This window comes from Microbacterium sp. SA156, assembly GCF_049065455.1.
GTDB classification, from domain to species: domain Bacteria; phylum Actinomycetota; class Actinomycetes; order Actinomycetales; family Microbacteriaceae; genus Microbacterium; species Microbacterium barkeri.
In genome coordinates this window covers 77,898-102,990 of record NZ_JBAKGU010000002.1, presented here as the reverse complement: position 1 = coordinate 102,990, position 25,093 = coordinate 77,898, and the positions used below count along the sequence as shown (strand labels likewise).

The 25,093-nt window shown below is 71.1% G+C and carries 23 protein-coding genes and 1 tRNA gene; 3 read left to right on the top strand and 21 right to left on the bottom strand.

The features are described from left to right. Positions 1-330: a branched-chain amino acid transporter permease gene (locus ACOWU6_RS02625; RefSeq protein WP_421074620.1), complete on the bottom strand. Its 330-nt coding sequence runs from the start codon at positions 328-330 to the stop codon at positions 1-3. Beyond that, on the bottom strand, positions 323-1,033 hold the full coding sequence (locus ACOWU6_RS02620; protein WP_421074619.1) for an AzlC family ABC transporter permease: 711 nt from the start codon (positions 1,031-1,033) through the stop codon (positions 323-325). The genes ACOWU6_RS02625 and ACOWU6_RS02620 overlap by 8 nt, the downstream gene beginning before the upstream one ends. A 62-nt stretch (positions 1,034-1,095) precedes the next feature. On the opposite strand from ACOWU6_RS02620, the gene ACOWU6_RS02615 reads away from it, so the two are divergent. Beyond that, positions 1,096-1,548 carry an Lrp/AsnC family transcriptional regulator gene (locus ACOWU6_RS02615; protein WP_421074618.1) on the top strand — a complete coding sequence of 151 codons (453 nt, stop codon included), beginning with the start codon at positions 1,096-1,098 and terminating at the stop codon, positions 1,546-1,548. Positions 1,549-1,554: 6 nt separating this feature from the next. Here ACOWU6_RS02615 and ACOWU6_RS02610 read toward each other — a convergent pair whose 3' ends face one another. The 8 genes from ACOWU6_RS02610 to ACOWU6_RS02575 all read right to left on the bottom strand — a co-directional run bounded on the left by ACOWU6_RS02610 (position 1,555) and on the right by ACOWU6_RS02575 (position 11,224). Continuing rightward, positions 1,555-2,877 (bottom strand): DUF3500 domain-containing protein, encoded by a 1,323-nt coding sequence (locus tag ACOWU6_RS02610; RefSeq protein ID WP_421074617.1) that lies wholly within the window; start codon positions 2,875-2,877, stop codon positions 1,555-1,557. A 70-nt stretch (positions 2,878-2,947) separates the two neighbouring features. Then, a complete protein-coding gene (locus ACOWU6_RS02605; protein ID WP_421074616.1) occupies positions 2,948-4,486 on the bottom strand; it encodes a molybdopterin-dependent oxidoreductase in 1,539 nt (512 codons plus the stop codon). Between the two features lie 75 nt (positions 4,487-4,561). After that, the gene (locus ACOWU6_RS02600) at positions 4,562-5,575 is read right to left on the bottom strand and encodes a LacI family DNA-binding transcriptional regulator (protein ID WP_271173104.1); all 1,014 of its coding nucleotides are present in this window, start codon (positions 5,573-5,575) and stop codon (positions 4,562-4,564) included. Between the two features lie 78 nt (positions 5,576-5,653). Beyond that, positions 5,654-6,871 (bottom strand): endo-1,4-beta-xylanase, encoded by a 1,218-nt coding sequence (locus ACOWU6_RS02595; protein WP_421074615.1) that lies wholly within the window; start codon positions 6,869-6,871, stop codon positions 5,654-5,656. Next, entirely contained in the window at positions 6,868-7,551 is a 684-nt protein-coding gene (locus ACOWU6_RS02590) for a hypothetical protein (RefSeq protein WP_271173106.1), read from the bottom strand. Before ACOWU6_RS02590 ends, ACOWU6_RS02595 begins: the two co-directional genes overlap by 4 nt. 3 nt (positions 7,552-7,554) lie before the next feature. Continuing rightward, positions 7,555-8,469: a carbohydrate ABC transporter permease gene (locus ACOWU6_RS02585; RefSeq protein ID WP_416383275.1), complete on the bottom strand. Its 915-nt coding sequence runs from the start codon at positions 8,467-8,469 to the stop codon at positions 7,555-7,557. Continuing rightward, complete coding sequence (locus tag ACOWU6_RS02580) at positions 8,463-9,488, bottom strand: ABC transporter permease (RefSeq protein ID WP_421074614.1); 1,026 nt, start codon at positions 9,486-9,488, stop codon at positions 8,463-8,465. The genes ACOWU6_RS02585 and ACOWU6_RS02580 overlap by 7 nt, the downstream gene beginning before the upstream one ends. Before the next feature lie 62 nt (positions 9,489-9,550). Then, positions 9,551-11,224 (bottom strand): extracellular solute-binding protein, encoded by a 1,674-nt coding sequence (locus tag ACOWU6_RS02575; protein ID WP_421074613.1) that lies wholly within the window; start codon positions 11,222-11,224, stop codon positions 9,551-9,553. A gap of 194 nt (positions 11,225-11,418) precedes the next feature. Between ACOWU6_RS02575 and ACOWU6_RS02570 the strand changes: the two genes are divergently transcribed. Then, the gene (locus ACOWU6_RS02570) at positions 11,419-12,213 is read left to right on the top strand and encodes a DNA/RNA non-specific endonuclease (protein ID WP_421074612.1); all 795 of its coding nucleotides are present in this window, start codon (positions 11,419-11,421) and stop codon (positions 12,211-12,213) included. An 8-nt stretch (positions 12,214-12,221) separates the two neighbouring features. On the opposite strand, the gene ACOWU6_RS02565 is transcribed toward ACOWU6_RS02570, so the two are convergent. Genes ACOWU6_RS02565 through ACOWU6_RS02540 form a run of 6 tightly spaced genes read right to left on the bottom strand, consistent with a single transcriptional unit; the run spans position 12,222 to position 17,372 of the window. Further along, positions 12,222-13,442, bottom strand: coding sequence for an aspartate transaminase (locus ACOWU6_RS02565; protein ID WP_421074611.1), 1,221 nt, complete (start codon positions 13,440-13,442; stop codon positions 12,222-12,224). After that, positions 13,439-14,125: a 4-carboxy-4-hydroxy-2-oxoadipate aldolase/oxaloacetate decarboxylase gene (locus ACOWU6_RS02560; RefSeq protein ID WP_421074610.1), complete on the bottom strand. Its 687-nt coding sequence runs from the start codon at positions 14,123-14,125 to the stop codon at positions 13,439-13,441. Before ACOWU6_RS02560 ends, ACOWU6_RS02565 begins: the two co-directional genes overlap by 4 nt. 10 nt (positions 14,126-14,135) lie before the next feature. Next, positions 14,136-14,897, bottom strand: a complete 762-nt coding sequence (locus ACOWU6_RS02555; protein WP_421074609.1) for an SDR family oxidoreductase — start codon at positions 14,895-14,897, stop codon at positions 14,136-14,138. Beyond that, positions 14,894-15,892, bottom strand: a complete 999-nt coding sequence (locus tag ACOWU6_RS02550; protein ID WP_421074608.1) for a biotin-dependent carboxyltransferase family protein — start codon at positions 15,890-15,892, stop codon at positions 14,894-14,896. Before ACOWU6_RS02550 ends, ACOWU6_RS02555 begins: the two co-directional genes overlap by 4 nt. Further along, positions 15,889-16,599 carry a 5-oxoprolinase subunit B family protein gene (locus ACOWU6_RS02545; RefSeq protein ID WP_421074607.1) on the bottom strand — a complete coding sequence of 237 codons (711 nt, stop codon included), beginning with the start codon at positions 16,597-16,599 and terminating at the stop codon, positions 15,889-15,891. Before ACOWU6_RS02545 ends, ACOWU6_RS02550 begins: the two co-directional genes overlap by 4 nt. After that, positions 16,596-17,372 carry a LamB/YcsF family protein gene (locus ACOWU6_RS02540; protein ID WP_421074606.1) on the bottom strand — a complete coding sequence of 259 codons (777 nt, stop codon included), beginning with the start codon at positions 17,370-17,372 and terminating at the stop codon, positions 16,596-16,598. The genes ACOWU6_RS02545 and ACOWU6_RS02540 overlap by 4 nt, the downstream gene beginning before the upstream one ends. A 207-nt stretch (positions 17,373-17,579) precedes the next feature. Between ACOWU6_RS02540 and ACOWU6_RS02535 the strand changes: the two genes are divergently transcribed. After that, positions 17,580-18,593: a LacI family DNA-binding transcriptional regulator gene (locus ACOWU6_RS02535; RefSeq protein ID WP_421074605.1), complete on the top strand. Its 1,014-nt coding sequence runs from the start codon at positions 17,580-17,582 to the stop codon at positions 18,591-18,593. Between the two features lie 48 nt (positions 18,594-18,641). On the opposite strand, the gene ACOWU6_RS02530 is transcribed toward ACOWU6_RS02535, so the two are convergent. The 5 genes from ACOWU6_RS02530 to ACOWU6_RS02510 form a co-directional block, all read right to left on the bottom strand. Continuing rightward, complete coding sequence (locus tag ACOWU6_RS02530) at positions 18,642-19,985, bottom strand: MFS transporter (RefSeq protein ID WP_421074604.1); 1,344 nt, start codon at positions 19,983-19,985, stop codon at positions 18,642-18,644. A gap of 462 nt (positions 19,986-20,447) precedes the next feature. Then, positions 20,448-20,538: transfer RNA gene (locus ACOWU6_RS02525), tRNA-Ser, on the bottom strand. Positions 20,539-20,583: 45 nt separating this feature from the next. Continuing rightward, on the bottom strand, positions 20,584-21,624 hold the full coding sequence (locus ACOWU6_RS02520) for an alpha-hydroxy acid oxidase (RefSeq protein WP_421074603.1): 1,041 nt from the start codon (positions 21,622-21,624) through the stop codon (positions 20,584-20,586). 40 nt (positions 21,625-21,664) lie between these two features. Beyond that, positions 21,665-23,815, bottom strand: coding sequence for an alpha-galactosidase (locus tag ACOWU6_RS02515; protein WP_421074602.1), 2,151 nt, complete (start codon positions 23,813-23,815; stop codon positions 21,665-21,667). Positions 23,816-23,894: 79 nt separating this feature from the next. Then, a complete protein-coding gene (locus tag ACOWU6_RS02510) occupies positions 23,895-25,046 on the bottom strand; it encodes an ROK family protein (protein ID WP_421074601.1) in 1,152 nt (383 codons plus the stop codon). Positions 25,047-25,093 lie beyond the last annotated feature (47 nt).

Sequence of the window (25,093 nt, the reverse complement as noted above, 5' to 3'; positions counted from 1 at the left end):
TCAGGCCCAGGCGGCGAGCGTCGAGGCGAGCACGGTGCACACGACCGTGCCGGCGAAGAGGCTCAGCACGGCGTTGCTGCGCCACAGGTGCAGGGCGACCGTGACCGCCAGCGCGACAAGGGGCGGCAGCGCCGACGCCATCTCCGGGCGGACGTCGTGGAGCGTGTAGACCGCCAGGATGATCATCACGCCGAGGGGCATCCGCTCGCCCACGTAGGCGAGCAGCTCGCTGTCGCGCAGCGGACGCAGGAGTGCGAAGGGCACCGCACGCAGCGCCCACGTGATGAGCCCCGAGATCGCGATCGCCGCGGCGATGTACCGCTCATCCACGGCGCGACCCCTTCCGCTCGATGAGGAACCGGCCGACGAGCGCCGCGAGGAACAGGCCCATGGCCGTGAGCAGCATGTCGTGCGGCGTCACGACCGCGGCGATGAGCGCGCAGAGCAGGGCGACCACGGCGACCGGGATGGACCGCCGGATGCGGTACGCATCGATGCTCAGGACGACGAACAGCGCCGTCACGGCGAAGTCGAGCCCCACGACCTGCGGCGGGATGAGCACGCCGAGCGCCGAGCCCGCCGCGACGCTCGCCACCCAGGAGCCGTGGAAGAGCCCCTGGATCGCGAGGATGCGCGCACCGCTCCAGCCCGCGGACTCCGGCGTCGCGGTGAGGGCATAGGCCTCGTCGGTGAGCGCGAACGTGCTGTAGGCCCGCGCGCCGCGCCCGCGCACGCGGTGCAGCGGGAAGGAGAGCGCATAGAACACGTGACGGAAGTTCACGAGCAGGGCGCTCACCGCGATCTGCGCGAGCGGCGCGGCGGCCGCGATCATCCCCACGAGGAGGAACTCGAGCGACCCGGCGAACACGAACGCCGCGATGACGGGCCCCCACCACCAGTCGAGCCCCGACTGCACGACGAGGACGCCGAGCGCGAGCCCGAGCGGGATCACCGCGAGGCAGGCCGGGGCGACCGTGCGCGCGCCGGCCCGGATGTCGCCGGTCGCGCGCGGGGAGCGGACGGATGTGGTCACACCGCAATCGTAAGGAAATCAGCGCGCACAGTGCTTGCGAGATCACGCGGCATAATCGAGTCGTGCGCAATAGACACGAGCTGGATGACATCGACCACGCAATCATCCGCGAGCTCACGGCGGACGCGCGTCTGACGAACCTCGAGCTCGCCCGCCGCGTCGGCCTCACGCCGGCCCCGTGCCTGCGCCGCGTGCAGCGCCTCGAGGCGACCGGAGTCATCCGCGGGTACCGTGCCGTGCTCGACCCGAAGGCCGCGGGGCGCGGCTTCGAGGTGATCGCGTCGATCGACATCGCCGTCAACGACGGCCAGACGATCGAGGACTTCGAGGCCGCCGCGAGCGCCGTGCCCGAGGTCTTCGAGCTGCGCCGCATGTTCGGGCAGCCCGACTACTACCTGCGCATCCTCGTCGCGGATCAGGACCAGTACGCGCTCGAGACCCTGCCGAAGCTCTCGCGCCTGCCCGCCGTCAACCGCATCACGTCGCATCAGACGATGTGGCTCGTCAAGGAGTAGGCGGGGTCAGCTCCCCTCGGCTGCCGCACCCGAGGGCGCCTCTCCGTCGGCGGGCGGCTCGCCCGACGGCATCTCTCCGCCGGGTGCGCCGCCGCCTGTGCCGCCGGTCGCCGCCTGCTGCTCGACGCTGTTCGCGTAGTCGTTCGACGGATCGCGGTAGATCGTGTGCACGTGACCCCACCCGCTGGTCGACACGCCCTCCACGTCAGCACCGGCCGAACCGCCCTGCGCCTGGAACGCGAGGTAGACGTTCGGGCCGGAGATCGAGAAGTTGATCCCGTCTCCCGTGCTCATGTCGTAGGTCGTCTCGCCCGACCAGGCGATGATCGTCTCATCGAGCGTCGCCTCGATCTCGGCCAGCTCGGTCTCCGTCGTCTCCTCGTCCGCCATGCCCGCCCAGTTCGCGATGAGCTCGAGCAGCAGCTCCTTCTGCTCGTCAGTGAGGTCCGCTCCCGAGAGACCGGCTCCGCTCTCGTACTCGCAGGTATCGCCGGGAGCGCAGAACGTCACCTCCCCCGAGGTCAGCGTGGCCTGCTGCTCCGCCGTGAGACTGTCGTAGAAGGCGAACGCGTCGGTGTAGATCGCGTCGAAGGGCTGCACCTCCTCGCCATCCTCGTTCGTGTACACCGCCGGCTGCACCCCGAGGTGCGTCGGCGCGAAGGTGATCGCGTTCTCCGAGCCGTTCAGGTCGGCGTTGATGCCGAGGTGGTGCCCGCCGAACTGCACCGCGTACGCGTCCGTGTCGGACGCGTCGCCGAAGAACGCGATGTAGTACTGGCCCAGCGACGACTCGGTCGTGCTGCTGTTCTCCAGCAGGTACTGGTCTCCGCCCATGATCGCCGTCACCGTGGCGTACGCGTCGTCGCTCAGCAGCGCCTCGAGCACCGCCATCGCGGCCTCCTGCTGCTCATCGGTCAGCTCCGCGAGGTTGAGGCCCGCGCGCTCGACGAACGTCACCGGGAAGTTCGACCAGGACGTCGTCTTCGTCTCGTCGTCGTAGTCGTACGTCACCGCCTCGACCTGCTCGTCCGACAGCGTCGCGAGGAGCGCTTCCACCGCGGCCGTCGTGTCGGCGATCGTCTCCTGCGTCGTCGTCGCATCCTCCGAGCCCGTCGAGGCCGTGATGATCGCGTCCCCTGCAGTCGAGGCGGTCGACGAGGAGGCCGTCGTCGACGACGACTCAGACGTCGTATCGGTCGCCGTCTGCGCGACGGCCGAGCAGCCCGCGAGCGCGAGCCCTCCGACGACGAGCGTCGAGGCGATCCAGAGAGGCTTGCGACGGAAGACGAGTCGGTGTCGCGGCTGGGTGAGTTGGGGGTTCTGCTCCATGCCCTCGACGGTAGGAACCCGATCTATGCGGCCTCTATGACCGATCCGTGAGCCGGATTCGACCCCGGGGTCAGCGCGCCGTGACGCGCACCGTGTGCCAGCCGGTCGCGCCGTCGGGGACGACCGGCGCGGCCTCCCCCGTCTGCACCTCGCCGTCCGCGCTCACGGCGCGGCAGCGGATGGTGTGCTCCCCGGGAGCGAGATCGGCCGCGGCGGACCACTGCACCCACGTGTCGTCGGAGATCGCCGTCGCGAGCTCGGCGTCCTGCCATGCCCCGTCGTCGATGCTCACCTCGACGCGCGCGACGCCCACATGCTGCTGCCACGCGACGCCCGCGATGACGACCCGGCCCGCCGCGACAGCGCCGCTGCGCGGCACGTCGATGCGCGACTGCAGCTTGATCGGGCCACGCTCGGACCATCCGCGATCCGTCCAGTACGCCCGCGCGCGATCGAAGCGCGTGACCTCCAGCTCGACCACCCACTTCGTCGCGGACACGTAGCCGTAGAGGCCGGGCACGACGAGCCGCGCGGGGAAGCCGTGCGCGAGCGGGAGGGGCTCGCCGTTCATCCCGACTGCGAGGATCGCGTTGCGAGCGTCGGTGAGCGCCTCGAGCGGAGTCCCCGCCGTGAAGCCGTCGACCGAGCGCGACAGCACCATGTCGGCATCGGGCTGCGGCGCCGCCCGCGCGAGGAGCTCGCGCACGGGATATCCGAGCCAGACGGCGTTGCCGATGAGGTCGCCGCCGACGGGGTTCGACACGCACGCGAGCGTCGTGACCGACTCCTCGAGCGGCAGGGCCAAGAGGTCGCCCCAGGTGAGCTCGTACGGATGGTCGACGAGGCCGTGGATGCGGAGCCTCCAGTCGGCGGGGGCGAGCTCGGGCACGACGAGGGCGGTGTCGATGCGGTAGAACGCGTCGTTCGGGGTGATCACGGGAGCGATCCCCTCGATGTCGAGGGACGCCGACGCGGGCACCGTCGCGCGCGTCGACGCGCGCGGCAGCACGAGGGCGTCGCGGATGGCCGCGACCGCGCTCCTCGCGACGCGGCTCGTCGTCGACGCGACCGCGGCCGCCGCACCCACGACCGCCGCGGACACGGTGAGCAGGAGGAAGCGCCGCCGCGAGAGCCCGTCGCCGCGCGGGCCTCCGCAGCGCGTCGGCACCAGGACGGGGAAGGCCGCCGCGGACAGGATCCCCGCGACGGCGGACGGGACCGCGGAGAGCGCGTCGGCGTCGGCCCGCGTGAGGGCGGCCGCGACCCCGACCAGTCCGACCGCGAGGAGGGCGACGGCGCCCCAGTGCGGCCGCGCGCGCTGCAGCAGCCCGGCGCCGGCGCCGACCGCGGCGAGCACGAGCGCGATGCCGACGAGCAGGGCGATCTTGTCGGCGGTGCCGAACAGCGCGATCGCGAGGTCCTTGGCCCACGGCGGCGCGAGATCGATGAGCGCCGCGCCGACGACCGCCGTCGGCCGCGACGCCGGAGCCCACCATGCGGCAATGAGCTCGCCGAGGCCGGCGCCGAGGATCACGGCGGCCGCGCCGGCTCCCGCCGCGCGTCGCCTCTGCCCGGCGTCCGCGGCGATGTCGCCCGCCCGTGTGGTCATCGCTCTCCCGCGATCGGAGCCGAGAAGCGGCTCGCTCCCATCATCGCGCGGATGCGGGCGCGGCGGGAGGGCGTCTCACGCCGGCGGAGCGGTCGACTCCCGGATGATGAGCTCGGTCCCGAGCTCGACCTTCTGCGACGCGAGGGGCTCGCCATCCGAGAGCGCGATGAGCATCTGCGTCGCGAGCGCCGCCATCTCGGCGAGGGGCTGGCGCACGGTCGTGAGCGACGGCGCGAGCCACGACGCGAGCGGCAGGTCGTCGTAGCCGACGACGGAGACGTCCTCGGGCACCCGCAGGCCGAGCTCGTGCGCGGCGCGGATGAACCCGAGTGCCTGCACGTCGGACCCCGCGAACACCGCGGTCGGCCGATCCGATCGGCGCAGGAGCTCGAGACCGTGCTCGTAGCCGCCCTCGACCTCGAACGTGCCCCAGCGGACGAGCGACGGGTCGACGTCGAGCCCGATCTCGGTGTGCGCGCTGCGGAAGCCGTCGACACGGGCGCGCGAGCACAGCACGTTCTCCGGCCCCGAGATGATGGCGACGCGGCGATGCCCGAGCTCGATGAGGTGCCGCGTCGCCGCGAGGCCGCCGCTCCAGTTGTTCGACCCCACGGTGGGCACGCCGGCGGGTGTCTCGCCGTCGGTGTCGAGCACGACGAAGGGGATCGACCGGGCCATGAGCTGCCGCTGCTGCGTGTCGTCGAGGCGCGAGAGCACGAGGAGCACGCCGCGCGTGCCGCGGGCCGTGATGCTGTCGATCCACTCCTGCGGCGGGCGGTGGGAGCCGCCGAGCTCGCTGAGCACGACGCCGACGCGACGCGGCGCCGCCGCCTTCTCGACGCCGACGATGATCTCCTGCGCCCACGAGCTGCCGAACTCGTGGAAGACGAGGTCGAGAAGCCCCGCGGTCTTCGTGGGGGATGCCGGCCCGACGGGCTTGCGGTAGTCGTGCCGCGCGAGGGCCTCCTCGACGCGGCGACGCGTCGCGGGGGCGACGTCGCTGCGCCCGTTGAGCACACGCGAGACCGTGGGCACCGAGACGCCGACCTCTCTGGCGATCGTCGCGATCGTCGCGCCGCCTCGTGGCATCCGCACCCTCCCCGCCGAGACTTCCGGAACATCCTATGCCCGAGGGTGCCGGGGCTCGCAGGCCCCGGCACCCTTGGATCAGCGCAGCTCGACCTCGGCGTCCGAGACGCCCGCGGCCGCCGAGAGCACGCCGCGCCGCCCGGCGGCGGTCACCTCGAACTCGCCCGCGAACGCCCGCAGCGGAAGCCGCCCGTCGGCGTCGGTCCGCACGGTCGTCGGCTCGAGCCACCACTCGCCGCGGACCAGGTCGCGCAGCGCGTCGTACGCGGGCTTCGGCGAGCCGTCGCGGCGGATGAGGCCGCTCGGAGCGTTCAGCCACGCCGTGGCGTCGTCGAAGCCCCAGTAGGTGATGGCCGCGACCGACGGATGCTCGACGAGCGTGCGGTAGTGCCGCACGATCTCGTCGGCCTGCCGCTCCTCCCCTTCCGGGGTCGACGGCCAATCCTCGACGACGTAGTCGTTGAGGTCGTCGATGTGCTTCGGCATGAGGTCGCCCGAGACGAGGGACGTCTCGGTCCAGTGCAGGGGCAGCCCGAAGCGCGCGAAGCGCTCGCAGATGGCGTGCACCTGCTCCTCGCCGCGGAAGCCCTGGTGCATGTGCGACTGCAGGCCGATCGCGTCGATGCGCACGCCCGCGTCGAGCACCTCCTCGATGAGCCGCTCATAGTCGGGCCCGAGATCGAAGTCGTTGAGGACGAGCACCGCGTCGGGGTTCACCGCGCGCGCCTCGTCGACGGCCATCCGGATGAACTCCACGCGGCCGTGCTTCTCGCACAGGCGCGTGATGGCGTTGCGGATGCCGTCGGGCTCGTTCTCGAAGCGGGGCATGATCACGGCCTCGTTGACGACGTCCCACGTGTCGACGAGGCCCGCGAACGCGCTCACCTCGCGGCGGATGCGGCCGCGCAGGGCCACCTCGGCCTCATCCAGCGGGAGGGCGTCGACCCAGGGCGCCTTGACCGTGTGCCAGACGAGCGGATGGCCCTTGAGCCGCACCCCGTGCCCGCTCAGCGCGCGCGCCTGCCGCGTCAGCTCGGCCTCCTTCGTCTGCCCGGGCTCCGGCTCGTAGCGCCCCCAGTAGAACTGCAGGGTCGCCGTGTCGAACAGGTCGAGCCAGCGCGCGAGCGGCCCCTCCCCCGGCACACCGGGAGCCGTGCATCCGAACCCGATCTCGTGGCGCAGCTGCGCCACGGTCACGTCGTGCTCGCGGAGGGGCTCCCCGTCGGCGCCGCGCACGAGCACGCTCGCGTCCACCTCGCGGTGGCGGTATCGGGAGGAGGTGAGGACATCGGTCATCGGGTGAATCTCGCTTTCACATCGGCTTCGACAGGACGGGAGACGCTGCGCAGGAGGAGCGCGAAGGCCCACGCGCACAGCAGGAGGACGGCTTCGGACGCGAGCGCCACGACCGCGGCCGCGACGATCGCGAGCGACGCGAACCCGAGGGTGGCGCGCCACTGGGAGAAGAGCTCGGCCGCCGCGATCCGGAGGGCGTCGCGCGTGCGGAACGAGAAGTACGCGGTCACGACGAGCAGGTGCCCCGACCAGAGCACGAGCACCGCGAGCAGCACGATCGCGACCGGACGCAGCACGGCGCCGCCGGGCGCGGCATCCGCTCCGGTCGCGTTCACGACGAGGATCGCGGCCGCCGCGAGGACGGGCGCCCACCAGAGCGCGACATCCTTCGCGTTCCGCGCGAGCCCGCGCCACAGGGCGCGCGCGGGGCGGAGGTCGGGCGCCTCCGCCCACGCGCGCTGCGCGTAGAGCGCCGCCGAGAGAGCCGGCGCGACCGGGAGGAGCGCCACGACGTAGAGCGCGGGCGAGACGCCGTCGGCGAGGCCGAGCGCCATCCACGCGAGCAGGGTCGGCGCGCCCATCAGCGCGAGGAACGCCGCGAGGACGATCCAGCGGTACACGACGGCCGTGGCCCGGGAGAGGACCCCGGTGCCCACCTCGTCGACGAGCTCGGCGGCCATCCGTCAGCCCTTCACCGAGCCGAGCATGACGCCCGAGACGAAGTAGCGCTGCACGAACGGGTACACGCAGAGGATCGGGATGACCGTGAGGATCATCGTGACCGACTGGATGTTCGCGTTGAGGTCGGCCGCGGTGCTGCCCACGGCCGCGCTCTCGCTCGCGGTCGTGGAGGCGCCCGCGATGAGGTTCCGCAGGAACAGCGTGACCGGGAAGAGCTCGTTCTTGTCGAGATACAGGAACGCGCTGAACCAGTCGTTCCAGAACGCGACCGAGTAGAACAGGATCATCGTCGCGATCACGGCTTTCGACAGCGGCAGGACGATGCGCGTGAAGATCCCGAACCATCCGAGCCCGTCGATCTGCGCGGCCTCCTCGAGCTCGTGCGGGAGGTTCTCGAAGAACGACTTCATCACGAGCAGGTTGAAAACCGAGATCGCGCCGGGCAGCACGATCGCCCACATCGTGTTCTTCATGCCGAGCGACGAGATGAGCACGTAGTTCGGCACGAGGCCGCCGTTGAAGAACATCGTGAAGACGGCGATGCCGATCAGCAGACGGCGCCCGCGGAGGTGGTGCTTCGAGAGGACGTACGCGTACGACGTCGTCAGCGCCATCGCGATCGCCGTTCCGACGACCGTGTAGAGCACGGTGTTGCCGTAGTTGCGCCAGAACATCCCGTTGCCGATCACGGCCGCGTAGGTGTCGACGTTGAAGTCGACGGGCCAGAAGCTCACCTGCCCGGCCTTGATCGCGCCCGACGAGCTGAACGACTGCGCGAGCACCGTGATGAACGGATAGAGCATCGCGAGGCACACGAGGATGAGCAGGCCCGTGTTCACGACCGTGAACACGCGGTACCCGACGGAGTCGCGATTGCCGACAGTGCGGGACGGCGCCCGCTGAGCAAGAGTCACCACAGGCTCGTTCCCACCATTCGCCGGGACAGGTAGTTCGCGCCGAGGACCATCACGAGGCCGATGAGGGCCTGGAAGAGTCCGATCGCGGCGGCGTAGCTGAGGTTGTTCGACACGAGGCCGACGCGGTACAGGTACGTCGAGATGACGTCTCCCGTCGAGTACGTCAGCGGGTTGTAGAGGAGCAGCACCTTCTCGAACCCGACGTTGAGGAACGACCCGATGTTGAGGATGAGCAGCGTGATCATCGTCGGCCGGATGCCCGGGAGCGTCACGTGCCAGATCTGCTGCAGCCGGTTCGCGCCGTCGATGCGCGCGGCCTCGTAGAGCGACTCGTCGATCGTCGTGAGCGCCGCGAGGTAGAGGATGGTCCCCCATCCGACGGTCTGCCACGCCTCGGACCCGACGTAGACGGCGCGGAACCACTCCGGCCGCTGCAGGAACGGGATGGCCTCGCCGCCCATCGCGGTGATGATCTGGTTGACCGTGCCCTGCAGCGACAGCAGCTGCATGACCATGCCGACGACGATCACGACCGACAGGAAGTGCGGCAGGTACGAGATCGACTGCACGACGCGCTTGAACGCGCGCTTGCGCACCTCGTTGAGCATGAGGGCGAGGATGATCGGCAGCGGGAAGCACACGAGGAGGGTGAGGCCGCCGAGGATGGCCGTGTTCGCGAACACCTGCCAGAAGGCCGGGTCCTTGATGAACATCTCGACGTAGCGGAAGCCCACCCACTCCTCGCCGAGGATGCTCCCACCGGGGCGGAACCGGCGGAACGCGATGACGTTGCCGATCATGGGGCCGTAGCGGAAGATCGCGAAGAAGATCAGGGGCAGCAGGGCGAGGGCGTAGAGCTGCCAGTCCCGCCGCAGCGCGGTGCGCCAGGGCGTCCGGCCGCGTCGCCCTGCGCGGCCGCGGTGCCCGCCCGCGGTCGTGATCACGCGGGTCGTCGTCGCGCCCGGCGGAGCGGAGGACGGGTCTGCGGCGAGCGCCGCACCCGTGGTCGTGGAGGTCATGTCGTCATCCCTTCGACGGGTTCCGGATCGCCGCCGCGCGCGCGGCGGCGACCCGGAGTGCGTCAGCCGTTCTGCTCCGCGAAGCGCTCGCGCGCGCCGTCGATGAGATCGACATAGGTCTGCAGGCCTGCGGCCTCCAGCTCCGCGACGTACGCGTCCCACTCGGAGAGGTCGCGGTCGCCGAGGATGAACTGCAGCGTCGCGGTGCGGACCGCGTCAGAGAGCGGCGTCGACAGGAGCGACGCCTGCTCGAGCTCGGCCTCGTCGAGCGGGGCCGGCGGGTTCGGGTCGCGCGGCGTCCGCGTCGACAGGACGGTGTCGATGTACTCGACGAACTGCGGTGCGTTGTACGACTCCTTGAGCTCTCGCGACTCGGTCGATCCCGCGAGCACGTCGTTGCCCCATCCGAGATCCTTCTTGATGTCGGTCGCGCCGTCGGGGTTGATGTTGAAGTCGTCGTACGAGAACTCGGGCTTCAGGGTGATCGTGCCGTCGGCCGCCTTGTCGTAGGTCTCTCCCTCGACGCCCCAGCGGAGCAGCTCGCGCGCCTCAGGGTTGTAGTAGAGCCAGTCGAGGAACTGCAGCGTCGCGATGAAGTTCGGCGACTCCGCGATGTCGGCGCTCAGCATGAACCCGTTCCAGAAGTTGCGCGGCTCGACGAGCATGCCCGCCTCTCCGCCCGGGGGCGCGAGCTGGACCAGCTCGTAGTCGGTCACGCCGGCCGCGTCGAGGGCCGCCGCGAACTCGTTCACCGTGCCGTTCGAGCCGGAGGCGGCGAAGACCTGGTTGTTCGCGATCTTCTCCGCGACGTTCGCCGCGCCGCCGCCCGCGTCAGCCGCCGTGAACGACTCGGTGTCGAGCAGGTCGGCCTCGACGAGCCCGTGGAAGTACTCGACCATCGAGCGGTAGCCCTCGGACGTGCCGGCGTACTCGAGCTCGCCCTTCTCCTCGTTCCAGATCGTGCCGTCGCCGAAGCCCCATCCGGCCTGCGTGCCGAACGCGTGGGCCGCGTAGTTGAGCATCGACTGGCCCTCGAAGCCGTCGGCCAGGGGCTTCGAGTCGGGGTACTTCTCCTTGATGAGCTCGAGGCCCGTGCGGAGGTCCTCCCAGGTCTCGGGCGCCGGAGCGCCGACCTCGTCGAACACGTCCTTGCGGATGATGAGCGTGAAGACCGGGACCGAAACCTCCTGCAGGCCCGGCAGCATGTAGTACTTGCCGTCGGACTGCTTGAGCCGCTCGACCATCGCGCCGAGGTCCCACTCCTCGACGTACTTCTGGAAGTTCGGCATGTACTCGACGTAGTCGCTGATGGGGAGGACGGCGCCCGACGAGACGAACGGCTCCTCCTCGCCCGTGTAGACGAGCGGGATGACTGTGGGGGCGTCGCCGGCCGAGATGAGCAGGCTGCGCTTCTCGGTCGCGTCGCTGAACGGGATGTGGGTGAGGTCGATCGAGACGCCTGTCCGCTCCTCGATGACGTCGAAGATCTGCCAGTCGTCGGTGACCGGCACCTCGGGCCAGTCGGTCCAGAGCATCGAGAGGTCGAACGACTCCGTCGCCGTGAACTGCTCGTCGGCGGCGAAGTCCTCCATCGCCCCGACCGACTGCGCATCGACGTCGACCTCGGCGGCGTCTCCGCCCTCTGCCGTGCAGGCGCTCGTCGCGACGAGGCCGGCCACCACCCCCGCTGCTGCGACTGCGCGGACCCACGTTGTCCGGCGCGTGGAACGAACCATGATTCTCCTCTTCGAGATCGGCTGCTGTGCTCGCGGCTCCGAAACTTTCGGAAGCTAGTTCGAGACTTTCTGAAGAGTAGGGCGGGCCCGAAACGTTGTCAATAGCCACAATTAGCGCGAGGGACGAGCCCGCCTCGAACGTCCGGCGTGACGCAGGCGTCGACAGTGTCCGAGGTTCGCGCGAGACTGCTCGCGTGACCTCAGACGGCTATGCGTCCGACTTCCTCGACATCGATCTCCCCCTTCCCGCGCCCGACCCGGCCCGCGCCATCCGCGAGCTGGCCTATCCGCGGTTCTCCGTCCTCCTCGACACCGATCGCCGGCTGGCCGCGGTCACCGCCGTGAACATCGACGGCGCTCAGCTGCAGGATCTGCGCCGCAGCGGCGAGTGGCGCCTCGATCCGCGTGTGCCCGAGCGCGAGCAGACCGGGCCCGCGGTGTATGCCGGCAACGACCTCGATCGCGGGCACCTCGTCCGCCGCCGAGACCCGGGCTGGGGATCGGTGAACGACGCGCGCGCCGCGATGGAGGCGACGTTCTTCTACACGAACGCCGCGCCGCAGGCCGCGGGCTTCAACCAGTCGAAGGAGCTCTGGCTCGGCCTCGAGGACCACGTGCTCGCGTACGCCGAGACGACCGATCAGCGGCTGTCGGTCTTCACCGCCCCGGTGCTCGATGGCGACGACCCGCCCTATCGCGGCATCCAGGTGCCGCTACGCTTCTGGAAGATCGCCGCGTGGCGCACGGACAGCGGGCTCGCGGCGGCCGGTTTCGTGCTCGATCAGACGGACCTCGTCGACACGAGCGGCGGCCGGTTCGCGACGCCGCCGCTCGGCGCATTCCGCACGTTCCAGGTGCCGATCGCCGACATCGCCGAGCTCGCGGAGCTCGACCTCGGGGTGCTGCCGACGGTCGACGTGCTCGACCGCCCCGAGGTGCGGACGAGCGGATGGCGCGCGCTGGGCTCGAGGGCGGACGTCATCGTGTGAGACGGCGCTCAGCGGAGCGCTCGCACCGCCTCCGCGATTCCCTCGACGGCTTCGGCGATGGTCCGCAGGTCGGTCGCGAACGAGATCCGGAAGAACGGCGACTGGCCATATGCCGACCCCTGGATCACCGCGACGCCCGCCCGGTCGAGCAGGTACAGGGTGACGTCCTGGTCGTCGGACAGGATGCGTCCGTCCGGTGCGATGCAACCGATGATCCCGGCGCAGTCGACGTAGAGGTAGAACGCGCCGTCCGGGACGACGGGGAGGAGACCGTCGATCGCCCGGATGCCCGCCACGGCGGCGTCGCGGCGCTCGGCGTAGCGGGGAACCGAATCGGCGATGAAGTCCTGCGGCCCTTCGAGCGCGGCAGCCGCAGCCGCCTGGCTGATCGACGACGGGCACGAGGACGTCTGCGACTGGAGCGTGTTGATCGCGCCGATGAGGGCGGGATCGCCGGCCGCGTAGCCCAGACGCCAGCCGGTCATCGCGTACGACTTGGAGACGCCCGACACGACCAGCACACGGTGCCGCAGATCGGGTGCGACGGCCGCGAGGCTCGGCGCGGGCGCCCCGGTGAACGAGATCTCGCTGTAGATCTCGTCGGAGAGAACGGACACCGCGGGATGGCGGCGGAGCACGTCGGCGAGCGCGGCGAGCTCCTGCTCGGTGTAGATCGCGCCGCTCGGATTGCCGGGGCTGTTCAGGATGACCCAGGTCGTGCGGGCGGTGATCGCCGATTCGAGCGCGTCCGCGGTGAGCTTGTATCTGCCCTCTGCCGAGGTCGCCACGATGACCGGCGTGCCGTCGTTCGCGCGGACCATGTCGGGGTAGGAGACCCAGTAGGGAGCAGGGATCAGCACCTCGTCGCCGACGTCCAGCGTCGCCATCAGGGCGAGGAAGATGACCTGCTTCCCTCCCCCGCCGACGGTGATCTCGGCGTCCGCGTACTCGATGCCGTGCGTGCGCCGCAGCGATCCTCGGATCGCCTCCCGCAGGCGAGGCGTCCCGTTCACGGCGGTGTACTTCGTCTCACCCGCCTCGATCGCGGCGATCGCGGCCTGCTTCACGTGCTCCGGAGTGTCGAAGTCCGGTTCGCCGACTGTGAGATCGAGGATCCGGCGCCCCTCGGCCTTGAGCGCACGCACGCGCGCTGCCGCCGCCGTGCTCGGCGAGGGCTTGATGCGGTCGAGGCGCGCGGCCGCCCGGAACGACGAGGCAGCGGCGCTCACGGTGCGACCTCGATATCGGTCGTGAGCCCCTTGGCCTTCAGCACCTCGGCGAGGTTGCACAGCTCGATCGTCGTGCCTCCGGCCCAGTACTTCTCGATCAGGGACGCCTCGTGCGCATCGCGCGCCGCCGACAGCTCCGCCGCCTCTCGGACCTCCTCGCGGCGGACGACGACGACGCCGTCGGCGTCGCCCTTGACGACGTCGCCCGGACGGATGAGCTCGCCGCCGAACACGACCGGCTGGTTCAGGGCGCCGAGGGTCTCCTTCACGGTGCCCTTGATCGACACGCTGCCCGAGAACACGGGCAGTCCGAGCTCGCGAAGCTCTCGCGTGTCGCGCACGCCGGCGTCCGTGACGAGCGCGGCAATCCCCTTCGCCTTGCAGGCGTTGCCCAGCACGTCTCCGAACATCCCCGCTTCGGCGTACTCGCCCGCAGAGACGATGAGGACGTCTCCCGGCTGCGCGTAGTGGATCGCGACCTGCAGCATGAGGTTGTCGCGCGGGGCGCACACGACGGTGAAAGCCGAGCCGACGAAGGAGGTGTCCGGATCGATCGGCTTGATCCGTGCATCGAGCGCGCCGCGCCGCCCCTGCGCTTCGTGGATGGTGGCCGCAGTGAACTGGCCGAGCCGTTCGACGTCGGACGCCTCGGCCCGCTCGATCCTCGTGGTGACGTGAACCATGTCGCTGTCCTTACTCCGCGTCCTGTTCGCGGCGATCGAAGGTGAGGCCTCCCGGCACCTGGAAGGTCGGCATGAGCTCGAGAAGGCCGACGTTGACGTGCGACGGCGCGTCGATCGCGAACTCGATGGCGGCGACGACGTCGTCGACCGTGAGCGACTCGTAGCCCTCGTAGTAGGTCGCCCACGCCTCCGCGTCCGTCTCCGGCGTGCCGCCGAGGTTGCGCGAGAAGATCTCGGTCTCGATGCGGCCGGGGCTGAGCTCGGTCACCCGCACGCGCCGGCCGAGCGCGTCATTGCGGAGTTGACGCGAGAGCTGATGCACGGCGGCCTTGGTCGCGTGGTAGGCGGTGTGGCCGAAGAAGTTGTAGTGCCCCGCGATCGAGGAGATGTTGAGGACGTGGCCGCGGTCGCGCTCCACCATCCCGGGGTAGAGCAGACGCAGGATCTGCATGACCGCCGTGAGGTTCACCTCGATGAGGTCGTCCAGATCCTCGGCCGAAGCGCTCAGGATGTTCCCCGGTCGACTCACGCCCGCGCTGTTGAGCACGATGTCGGCCTCGATCCCGGCGAGTGCGCGCGTGAGCGCCGCGGTGTCCCGGACGTCGAGCGCGTGGGTGATCACCCCCTTCTCGGCAAGCGCCTCGAGTCGCGACTCGTCGCGCGCGACGGCGTGCACGGTCAGCCCCTTCGCGAGGAAGAGGTCGATCGCGCCACGGCCGACGCCGCTGGTCGCACCGGTGACGAGCGCGACGCGGTAGTCGGAGAAAGTCATGAGAGAGTCCTTCCGGTGGTGGCGGTTGAGAGCGCGTCCAGCGCCGAGAACACGGACTGGACGCGAAGACGGAGTGCTTCCAGCTCGACGCGGTCGGCGCGTGCCCTCGCCGCCGCGCCCGACGTCGACATCCTGCGGAATCGCACACGCTGACCCGGCCGCACCTGGGCGAGCAGGTCGAGCGATCCGGGTGTCACGACAGCGAGCACGGGATAGCCGGCGGTGACGCCGCGCCCCCGATGGAGGACGAGGAGCTCGTCCCCGGGCGGCACCTCGACGGCGCCGACGGGCACGCCGCGCGAGAGCACCTCGCCCCCGGCCGTGCGCTCGGGGAGGGGGCCGGTCATCCGGAGTCCGATGTGGTTGCTCGTCGGCGTGACGAGATAGGGCTGGTCGAACAGGCGCCCCGCTGTGCCCGCGAAATCCGCGATGTCCGGGCCATCCGTGACGTCGATGACGAATCCCGTCGGCAGGCGCGGCACGTCGAGGCAGTACAGCTCGGCGGCGAAATGCTGGTTGAAGATCACCGGCGTCGACCGCCGGACGGCGATCGCCTGCCCTGCCGCGACCCGCCCGCCGAATCCGAGGACCGAGTCGGGTGCGCAGCTGCCGAGCAGTCGCGGGACGTCGAATGACCCGCGCACTGCGACGTACGCGCGCAGCCCGCCCTGGAGGTCGCGCAGGGCGACCGTCTCACCCGCGCGGACGGAGACGGGCTGGTTCGAGGGCCGGCCGACGCCGTCCACCGTGAGGTGCCCGTCGGCGCCCGTGACCGCGAGGAGGATATCGACATCGGGTACGAACTCGACGTCGAGCGCGGTGAGCTCCAGGAGCGGCTCGTCATCGGAGTTGCCGACGAGGATGTTGGCGATGCGAGCCGACCTCTGGTCGAGCGCGCCGTTGACCGGGACGCCATAGCGAGGGCCGCGACGGCGGCCGAGGTCGGTCACCTGGGTCGAGCCCGCCTCGATGAACGTCAGCGCTCCCGCACTCATCGCGCCTCCATGCGCGTGCCGAGCAGCGAGGCGTACTCATCCGCCTCGATCGGCCGGAAGCGGATCACGTCTCCCGGCTCGTAGGGCACGAACGGCTCGGCGTCGAGGTCGAGAACCGTCAGCGGCGTCCTCCCGATGAGCGGCCACCCGCCCGGGGCCGCGGCGGGTGTGATCGTCGCCTGGCGTCCTGCGACCGAGACGACCCCCTGAGGCACGTGGGGTCGCGGGCTCGCGAGACGGGGCACCGGGCGTGGGAACGGCGGCCCGTCGAGCATCGGCGATCCCCCCGGCGCTCCCAGGCAGCGCACGACATAGGCGGGCTCGCTGTGGAGGCGAACCACCTCGTCCACGCTCAGGCCCTGCGCATCGGCGACGTCGCGGAGGTCGAGCTCGCCCGCGAGGTCGTACAGCACCGGCACGTCGAACTCGCGCGGCCTCTGGCTGAGCGGGCGGTCGACGTCGATCTGCTCGGCCGCCTGAGCGAGATAGTCGCGCAGCCCGTCGAGGGAGACGTCGATCGGGTCGATCTCGACGAGCACCGCGTCGTAGGTCGGGATGACGCATGCGACGCCCGGGACGCGCGAGGCGTCGAGGAAGCGCGCGAGATGGTGGACGAGCCGCCAGCCTGCCTCGCGGTCGGGCAGAGCGCTCGCGACGCGGAGAGCGGATGTCCCGCTCGGCGAGATCACCACGAGCGGATTCGTCACGACGGCTCCAGCCAGTCCGCGAGCGGGGCGATCTCGACACCGGCGGCCTCGAGGCCGCGGCGGATCTGCTGCGCGAGCGCGACCGCTCCCGCGGTGTCGCCGTGGACGAGCACTGTGTCGCACGCGATGGGGATGGGCACGCCGTTGCGGCTCTCGATGACGCCGTCGACGACCATCCGCACGGTGCGGCGGCGGATCTCCTCTGCGTCGTGGATCACCGCGCCGGGCTCGCTGCGCCGCACGAGCGTGCCGTCATCCTCGTACGCGCGGTCGGCGATCCCGACGATGCCCACGCGCAGCCCCGCCGCACGCGCCGCGTCGGCGAGCATGCCGTCCTGCGCGAGAATGATGAGCTCGGGGTCGAGGCGCCGCGCGGCCGCCGTGACGGCGTCGGCGTAGTCCTCACGCACCGCGACGAGGTTGCCGAGGCGACCGTGGGGCGCGACGTGGGCGACGGGTGCACCGTGGAATGCGGCGAACGCCTGCAGGGCGCCGATCTGGTAGAGCACGTCGGCACGCACCTCGTCGGCCGTGAGCCCCATGTCACGGCGCCCGAACCCCTGCCGGTCGGGGAAGGAGGGATGCGCCCCGATGCCGACCCCGCGCCGCACGCAGGAGCGCACGGTCTCGTCCATGATCTGCGGGTCGCCGGCGTGGAAGCCGCAGGCGATGTTCGCCGACGTGAGGATGTCGAGCAGAGCGGCATCGTCGCCCATCCGCCAGGCGCCGAAGCCCTCGCCGAGATCTGCGACCAGATCGATCCTCCGGGTCATCGTCAGCTCCTCTCCTCTTCGATCCGCTGGCGTGCCCAGGCTAGAACCGTGGAAATCCGATGCGAAGAGAATGTGCGATCCTTGTGCCGCTCTCGCCGCACCGCCCCTGTCAAGTCAATGAGGGAGAACCAAGAGATGGCACATTCGTTGCCATGTTCCCTGCCTCGTGCCGCACCCGATCGTGCCGGTCTCGGATACCATCGACCCATGGTCATCCCCGCCCGTCGCATCCAGCGTCGCGTCACGCTGACCGAGATCGCCGAGGCCTGCGGGGTCGCGCCCTCCACGGTGTCGCGCGCGTTCTCGAACCCGAATCGGGTGAGCGCCGGGATGTACGAGCGCATCACCGCGAAGGCGCGGGAGATGGGCTACACGTCGGCGCTTCTTCCCGCCGCGGACAACAGGATGGCGCGAGGCACGATCGCCCTCGTCCTCCCGAACCTCACCAACCCCTTCAACCTCGACGTGACGCGCGGAGCGCAGGCGCAGATCCGCGCCGCGAGCTACCTCCATCTCCTCGTCAGCACCGAGGAGTCGCTGCCCATGGAGGAGCAGTGGCTGCGCGAGATGGCGCGGACGGTGGACGGGATCGTCGTCTCCTCCCCGCGGATCGACGACGACGCGCTTCGCGCCGTCGCCCAGATCACGCCCACGGTCATGATCAACCGCGCGGCACCGGGCCTCTCCGGCGTCGTCATCGACACCCCGGCGGGGCTCGGTCAGGCGGTGCACTACCTCAACTCGCTGGGCCACGATCGCATCGCCTATGTGCGCGGCCCCCACGGGTCCTGGACCGACGAGATCCGCTTCGAGGCGATCTCCGCCGCGGCCGCGGAACGGGAGGTCGAGCTCGTGGTCGTGGGCCGCTACCAGCCGACGCTCGCGAACGGAGCGGCGGCCGCCGATGCCGTCGTCCTCACCGGCGCCACCGCGTGCATCTTCTTCAACGACGTGCTCGCCATCGGCGCGCTCGATCGCCTGCACCGCCTGGGTGTGTCGGTTCCCGAGGATCTCAGCATCGTCGGCTGCGACGACATCTTCGGCTCCTCGTTCTCCCATCCGCCGCTGACGACCGTGACCTCGCCCGGCGAGAGCGCGGGTCGGGCGGCCGTCGACATGCTCATCGGCCGCCTCTCCACTCGGGATCGGTCCGATCGCGTCGACCACATCTCGGCGCATCTCACCGTGCGCGCGTCGACCGGTCCCCGACAGCGCGACTGACCCCTCAGGTCGCGGAGAGCGGGCTGAGGGGTCGGTCGCATCCGGGCCCTACGAGACGGACCGCGGGAGCACAATCGCGGCCGTGACGACCTCCTTCTCGCGCTCGCTCTGCTGCAGGTCGTCGATCTCGTCGAGGGTATGGCCACGCGTCTCCTTGGCCGTCGCCGCGGAGATCGTCGCGACGAGCATAAGGCCGATCGCGAGCAGGGCCGGCCCCACCCATCCGGTCAGGTCCGCCCCCGCAAGCGCCGTCGACGCGACGGGGCCGATGGCGCCGGCGATCGCGAAGCCGATCTGCGTCCCGGCCGCGAGGCCCGACACCCGAACACGGTGCGGGAACATCTCGGCGAAGAAGGCGGGCCACGCCGCGTTCGCGGTCGAGTAGAAGAGGCCGTTGCAGAGGATGCCGAGCACGAAGATCAGGGGCCAGTTGCCCTGCGTGATCGCCCACAGGTAGGGGGCGGTCGTGATGCCGGCGCCGACCGCGCCGATGATGAACACGGTGCGCCGTCCGATGCGGTCGGCGAGCAGGCCGGCCAGAGGGGTGTACAGGATGGCGAGGAAGCTCGCGCAGACCGGAACCCACAGCATCGTGGGCTTGTCGAGCTCGTAGCCGACCGTCGCGAAGGAGACCGAGAAGGAGGCGAAGAGGTAGCTGACGCCCGCGATCATCGCGCAGGCCGCGATGCGGATGATGGTGACCCAGTGGAACCGCGTTGCCTGGCTGAGGGGAGACAGCTGGACCTTGATGGCCTGCGTCTCGAGGAACGCGGGCGGCTCCTCGAGGCTGCGGCGGATGATGTAGGCGACGACCACGACGACCGCCGACAGCCAGAACGGGACGCGCCACGCCCACGCGAGCAGCTGCTCCTGCGGAAGGGCCGCGAACGGGATGAACACGGCGGTCGCCAGCAGCCCACCGGACGCGGACCCGCTCGTCACGAAGCTCGTGGTGAACGCCCGACGGCGTTCGGGCGCGTGCTCGAGGCTCATCGTGATCGCGCTCGCCTGCTCGCCGGACACCGAGAGCCCCTGGAGGATGCGGATGACCGTCAGGAGGATCGGCGCGAGCACTCCGATCTGCTCGTACGTGGGCAGGCATCCGATCAGGAACGTGCACGCGCCGATCCCGAACAGCGTGATCATCATCACGAACTTCCGCCCGAAGCGGTCGCCAATGGGGCCGAGGATGAAGGCGCCGAGCGGACGCACCACGAATCCGATCGCGAACGTGGCCATGCTCAGCAGCACCTTGATGCCATCCGGCAGGTCCTCGGGGAAGAAGAGCACATTCAGAACCAGCGCTGCGGCGGTTCCGTAGACCGCGAAGTCGTAGTACTCGAGGGTCGTGCCGACCCAGGACGCGATCGCGGCCTTCGCCGGCGTCTTCATGTGTGATGCAGTGTTCGTCATTTCGCCTCCATCGGCGGGATCTCGGTGAAGGTCGGCGATCGGGTGTCATTCGCCGTTCACCCGGACAGGGGGTGCTGCAGTTCAGCTCTCGTGAGGGGCGACGAGGTGCTGCTCGCACTGTAGGAACGGGAGAACGACAGGAACAAGCAATGTGCCGTCGATGTGCCAGACGATCGCCGATGACCCGCGGAATCCTCGCACGGAGGGCCCGAGGAGCTCGCGCTCTGTGCCACGCGCTTTGCCATCGCTCATCCGCCAGGCCGGGCGGGACGAATCCCCTCAAGGCCGAGCATCTGCAGCACTGCTCGGCCTTGCGCTTGTCAAAGACGAGCAGCACTTGGCCGCTTCATCATCCGGACGGAGTCGGTGGCGTCGTCGAGGATCGAGCGGATCACCGCGTTCTACAACGACGAAACCCCCTCGCGAGGAGGGGGTTTCGGGTGGCGGTGACGGTGGGATTTGAACCCACGGTAGGGGGTTACCCTACACAACTTTTCGAGAGTTGCACCTTCGGCCGCTCGGACACGTCACCGCGGACAAGCTTAGGACAACTGCGCCCCAGACGCGAATCGAGCGTTCACCATCCCGTCACCCGGGCGAGTCGCGCCGCGCTCGCCTCGGCGCCCGTCGCGACCCCGGCCTGGAGCAGCGCGAGCCGCAGCTCGTCGGCCATCCCGTCGAGGAGCCGCGCGACCCCATCCGCTCCGTCCGCCGCGAGCGCCCACCAGGCCGGACGCCCGACGAAGACGGCCCGCGCACCGAGAGCCAGGGCCGCCAGCACGTGACGCCCGTCGCGGATGCCGCTGTCGACGGACACCTCGGCGTCCGCGCCGACCGCTTCGACCACCTCGCCGAGCGCCTCGACCGCCGCGACCGAGCCGGCCAGGCGCCGGTGCCCGTGCGTCGAGACGACGACGCCGGCCGCGCCGGCGTCGACCGCACGACGCGCGTCGTCGCCGCGCAGCACGCCCTTCACGACGACCGGCAGGCCGGTCACGTCGCGCAGTCGGGCGATGTCATCGAGGCCCGGATTGCGCGCCGGGCGGTCGCCGAGCAGCGCGCGCTCGTCGGCCGTGAGGTTCGCGAGCCGTGCGCGGGCCGGCCCCTCCGGCCAGTTCACCGGCTCGACGTGCGGCTCGACGCGCAGCGCCGTGAGCTCGACGGTGAGCAGGATCGCCGCGGCCCCGGCCTCCGCCGCGCGCTCGGCGAGCGCCCAGGTCAGAGCGGGCTCGGCGAGCAGGTACGTCTGGAACCACCACGGCGCCCCCTGCTCGGCGATACGCGCGAACGGGATCGCCGTGTTCGTCGAGACGCCGATCAGGGTGCCCGACGCCGCGGCCGCGCGCGCCATCTCGATCTCGCCGTCGGGATGCGCCGCGACCTGCTGCGCCATCGGCGCGACGAGGATCGGATGGTCGACCGGCGTTCCGAGAACGGTCGTCGCGACCTGCGCATCCAGCTCGCCGCGGAGGGCCGCCGGACGAAACCGCACGGCATCCCAGCGATCCGCCTCGGCCTCGCTCGAGCCATCCGCCGTCGCCGCGACGTAGTCGAACACGTGCGCGGGGAGCAGCGCCCGCGCACGCTCTCGCAGCCGCTCGATCTCCGCACGGGTCATCCGCTCACCGTACCCGCGACGCGCGCTCCACCCGCGCGCCTCACGCGACCGCGGTCGCCTCGAGCACGAGCGCCGACGCGGGGGCGAGCAGCGGCGTGCGCACGCCGACCGTCGACAGCAGCGAGCCCGGCAGCGTCACCGAGCCCTCCGCGATCCACGGCACCGGCCGCATGTCGAGCAGGTGGCCCGTCGTGAGCGCGCGCACGACTTCGACGCGATAGGTCCGCGACGGGTCGAGACCCGGGAGGCGCAGTGCGGGCGGCACGGCCCACTCCCCCGTCGCCTCGCGGGTGAGCCGGTAGAGCGCGTGCGCGCGGTCCTCCGACACGACGCCCGTGAGCGCGGCCCCCTCATCGGCGACGGTGTCGTGCAGCAGCTCGCCCGTGTGCATGAGGGAGCGGAGGCGCTTGTACTCCGCGATCCACTCGGCGAGCTGCGCGCGCTCGTCGGCCGTGAAGCGCGTGATGTCGGTCTCGATGCCCGCCGAGGCGAAGAGCGTCGTCGCGATCCGGAACCGCAGGTCGGTGACGCGGTCGGTCGTGTGCGCCTGCGTCGGGCCGACGTGGCTGCCGATGAGCTCGGGCGGCAGGATCAGCTCGGTCCAGCGCTGGATGCGCGTGCGCTCGAGCGGGTCGTTCGTGTCCGACGCCCACACGCGATCGGTCCGCTCGAGGATGCCGAGGTCGACGCGCGCGCCGCCCGACGAGCACGACTCGATCTCGACGTGCGGATGGCGTCGGCGCAGCTCGTCGAGGAGCGCGTACACCGCGCGCGTCTGCGCGTCGACGCCCGCGCGCCCCGCGTGCACGGCCTCGAGCAGGTCGCGGTTGTGATCCCACTTGAGGTACTCGATCGGGTACTCCTCGAGGAGGGCCCCGAGGGTCGCGAGCAGCCACTCGGCAACCTCGGGGCGCGCGACGTCGAGCACGTGCTGGTGACGCCAGGTGCGCGTCGCGCGATCGGATGGCGCGAGCACCCACTCGGGGTGCGCGCGAGCGAGATCGGAGTCGGGGTTGACCATCTCGGGCTCGACCCACAGCCCGAAGCCCATGCCGCGAGCGCGCACGTGGTCGACGAGCGCGTGCAGGCCCTCGGGCCAGACGGCCGGATCGACCGCCCAGTCGCCGAGCCCCGCACCGTCGCTGCGCCGAGCCAGGAACCAGCCGTCGTCGAGGACGAACCGCTCGACGCCGACCTCGGCAGCGGCATCCGCGAGCGCGATGAGCGGCTCGAGCTCGTGGTCGAAGTAGACCGCCTCCCATGTGTTGAGCACGACCGGTCGCGGCGTGCGCGGATGGCCGGGGCGCGCGCGCAGGGAGCGGTGGAAGCGCGAGGAGATCCCGTCGAGCCCGCGGTCGCTCCACGCGAACCAGGCGGTCGGCGCGGCGAACGCCTCGCCCGCCGAGAGCACGATCTCCCCCGTGCGGAGCAGCTCGCCCGCTCCGAGCACGTTCCGCCCCTCGGCGAGGCGGTCGGTGCGGTACACCGCGTCGCCGCTCCAGGCCAGGTGCACGGCCCACGCCTCGCCCGTGCGGTCGTCGAAGCCGGGCGTCCCCACGACGGTCAGCGTCGGAGCGTCGTGCCCGGTCCGCCCGCGGCGCGAGTCACGGGCGTGCGAGCCCATCGCGACCGGGCGGCGCTGCGGCGAGCGCTCGCGCGTCCAGCGGCCGGCGAGGTCGAGCAGCTCGCTCGCTCGCGCGGGAACCGGCAGCGTCGCGTCGAGGGCCGACAGCTGGACGACGGCGTCGCCCGCGTTCTCGACGCGGTGGTCGACGCGCAGGATGCCCGCGGCGTCGAACCGCAGGGAGCTCTCGAGCACGAGGCCGTCGGCGTGCGCGCGCAGCGCGAAGCCGCGGTCATCGCTCTCGACCGACTCCACGCGCCACCCCGGCAGGAGCGGCGCGCCGTCGACCGTGCCCGCGATGCCCGGGCGCCCCTGCCATCCGTCGCGCTCGGTCGGGAGCACCGTGAGCGGCCACGCCTCGTCGAGCGCGCTCGCCGTGATCTGACGTGCGGACGCCGCGTCCAGCGCGGCGAGCGCGGCCCCGTCCACCGCTCCCGGATCCGCGCCCCAGTGGAGGACCTCGGGAAGATCCTCGCCGCGGAACGCCACGATGAGCGCCGCGCCCGCGGCGCGGAACAGCGTGGTCGTGCGCGGGGGTGCGCTCACGGGAGCTGAGGTGATGGTCATGCGGGCCTCCGTCTCGACGGCATCGTCAGAGACCAGGTTCCCGCGCGGGGGTCACTTTGTCAAATGCTGAAACAAACGCTCACGCGAGAAGCGCGCGGATGGCCAGCCCGGCCCCCGCGCGCGCCCACTCCGAGAAGTCCCACGTCCGCACGTCGAGATCGACCGGAGCGGCGTCCTTGTCGAGCCTCTCGTCAAGCGCGGCGCGCAGGGCGTCGCCCGCGAGCTCGACCACGGCGATGCCGTCTCCTGTGACGACGACCTTCTGGGGGTCGACGAGGCTCGCCACCGTCGCGATCATGACGCCGAGCGCGCGACCCGCGTCGGCGAACGCCGCGAGCGCGAGCTCGTCGCCCGCGCGCGCGGCCTCGACGACACCCTCGTACTCGACACCCGGGCGTCGGTAGGCGTTCACGATCGCGCTGTTCACGAGCAGGCTCGATGCGCAGCCGCGATGGCCGAGTCCGCACCGGGGCCCCGCCTCGTCGACGATGAGGTGGCTGATCTGGCCCGCGCGATTGTGCGCGCCGTCGACCGGCCGGCCGTTCACGACGAGCCCGCAGCCGATGCCCGCGCCGACCGTGATGAGCACCATGTCGTCGATGCCCGCGCCCGCCCCGAACCAGTGCTCGGTCGCCGTGAGCGCCTGCACGTCGTTCTCCACGGAGCACGGAAGCCCGGTCGCGTCGCGCACGAGCGCCCCGAGCGGCACGTCGGTCCAGTCGAGGAAGAACGACCGCTCGACGAGCGCTCCGTCCGCGCCCTGGCTCACGCGGCCCGCGATCGCGATCCCCACCGACGTCAGCGTCGGGTAGTCCGCCGCGTATCCGCGCGCCACGTCGGCGATCTCGGCGACGACATCCGCGGGCTCGCGCGACGCGAGCGGACGCTCGGTGCTCTCGACCGCGGACGCCGAGAGGTCGGTGACGACCGCGTAGAGGGTGTCGCCGGTGAGCTTGATCCCGAGGAAGTGGCGAGCCGACGCGCGCAGATGCAGCATCTCGGACGGGCGCCCCGTCTGCGCCATGAGGCGCGTGCCGCCCTCCGTGAGCAGCCCGGCGTCGACGAGGGAGCGCGTAATGCGGGTGAGACTCGCGCGGGAGAGGTGGAGGCGGCGCGCGATCTCCGCGCGCGGGAGCTCGCCGTGGATGAGCACCTCGAGAAGCGCCGCCCGCATCGCCGGCGACATCTCGCCGATCTCGCCGCCCGCGAGCGCCGTGTCCTCGACGTCCATGTTTGTCACCCTTCTGAACATACTCGCTTGTGCTCGGCCACGCGCGC

Bases quoted from the DNA above. Each gene is read 5' to 3' on its own strand.
- ACOWU6_RS02550 (WP_421074608.1), bottom strand. From the start codon at position 15,892: ATGAGTGCGGGAGCGCTGACGTTCATCGAGGCGGGCTCGACCCAGGTG.
- ACOWU6_RS02580 (WP_421074614.1), bottom strand. From the start codon at position 9,488: ATGACCTCCACGACCACGGGTGCGGCGCTCGCCGCAGACCCGTCCTCC.
- ACOWU6_RS02610 (WP_421074617.1), bottom strand. From the start codon at position 2,877: ATGGAGCAGAACCCCCAACTCACCCAGCCGCGACACCGACTCGTCTTC.
- ACOWU6_RS02590 (WP_271173106.1), bottom strand. From the start codon at position 7,551: ATGGCCGCCGAGCTCGTCGACGAGGTGGGCACCGGGGTCCTCTCCCGG.
- ACOWU6_RS02600 (WP_271173104.1), bottom strand. From the start codon at position 5,575: ATGCCACGAGGCGGCGCGACGATCGCGACGATCGCCAGAGAGGTCGGC.
- ACOWU6_RS02535 (WP_421074605.1), top strand. From the start codon at position 17,580: ATGGTCATCCCCGCCCGTCGCATCCAGCGTCGCGTCACGCTGACCGAG.
- ACOWU6_RS02560 (WP_421074610.1), bottom strand. From the start codon at position 14,125: ATGGTTCACGTCACCACGAGGATCGAGCGGGCCGAGGCGTCCGACGTC.
- ACOWU6_RS02575 (WP_421074613.1), bottom strand. From the start codon at position 11,224: ATGGTTCGTTCCACGCGCCGGACAACGTGGGTCCGCGCAGTCGCAGCA.
- ACOWU6_RS02520 (WP_421074603.1), bottom strand. From the start codon at position 21,624: ATGACCCGTGCGGAGATCGAGCGGCTGCGAGAGCGTGCGCGGGCGCTG.
- ACOWU6_RS02515 (WP_421074602.1), bottom strand. From the start codon at position 23,815: ATGACCATCACCTCAGCTCCCGTGAGCGCACCCCCGCGCACGACCACG.
- ACOWU6_RS02595 (WP_421074615.1), bottom strand. From the start codon at position 6,871: ATGACCGATGTCCTCACCTCCTCCCGATACCGCCACCGCGAGGTGGAC.
- ACOWU6_RS02530 (WP_421074604.1), bottom strand. From the start codon at position 19,985: ATGAAGACGCCGGCGAAGGCCGCGATCGCGTCCTGGGTCGGCACGACC.
- ACOWU6_RS02555 (WP_421074609.1), bottom strand. From the start codon at position 14,897: ATGACTTTCTCCGACTACCGCGTCGCGCTCGTCACCGGTGCGACCAGC.
- ACOWU6_RS02605 (WP_421074616.1), bottom strand. From the start codon at position 4,486: ATGACCACACGGGCGGGCGACATCGCCGCGGACGCCGGGCAGAGGCGA.
- ACOWU6_RS02540 (WP_421074606.1), bottom strand. From the start codon at position 17,372: ATGACCCGGAGGATCGATCTGGTCGCAGATCTCGGCGAGGGCTTCGGC.
- ACOWU6_RS02510 (WP_421074601.1), bottom strand. From the start codon at position 25,046: ATGGACGTCGAGGACACGGCGCTCGCGGGCGGCGAGATCGGCGAGATG.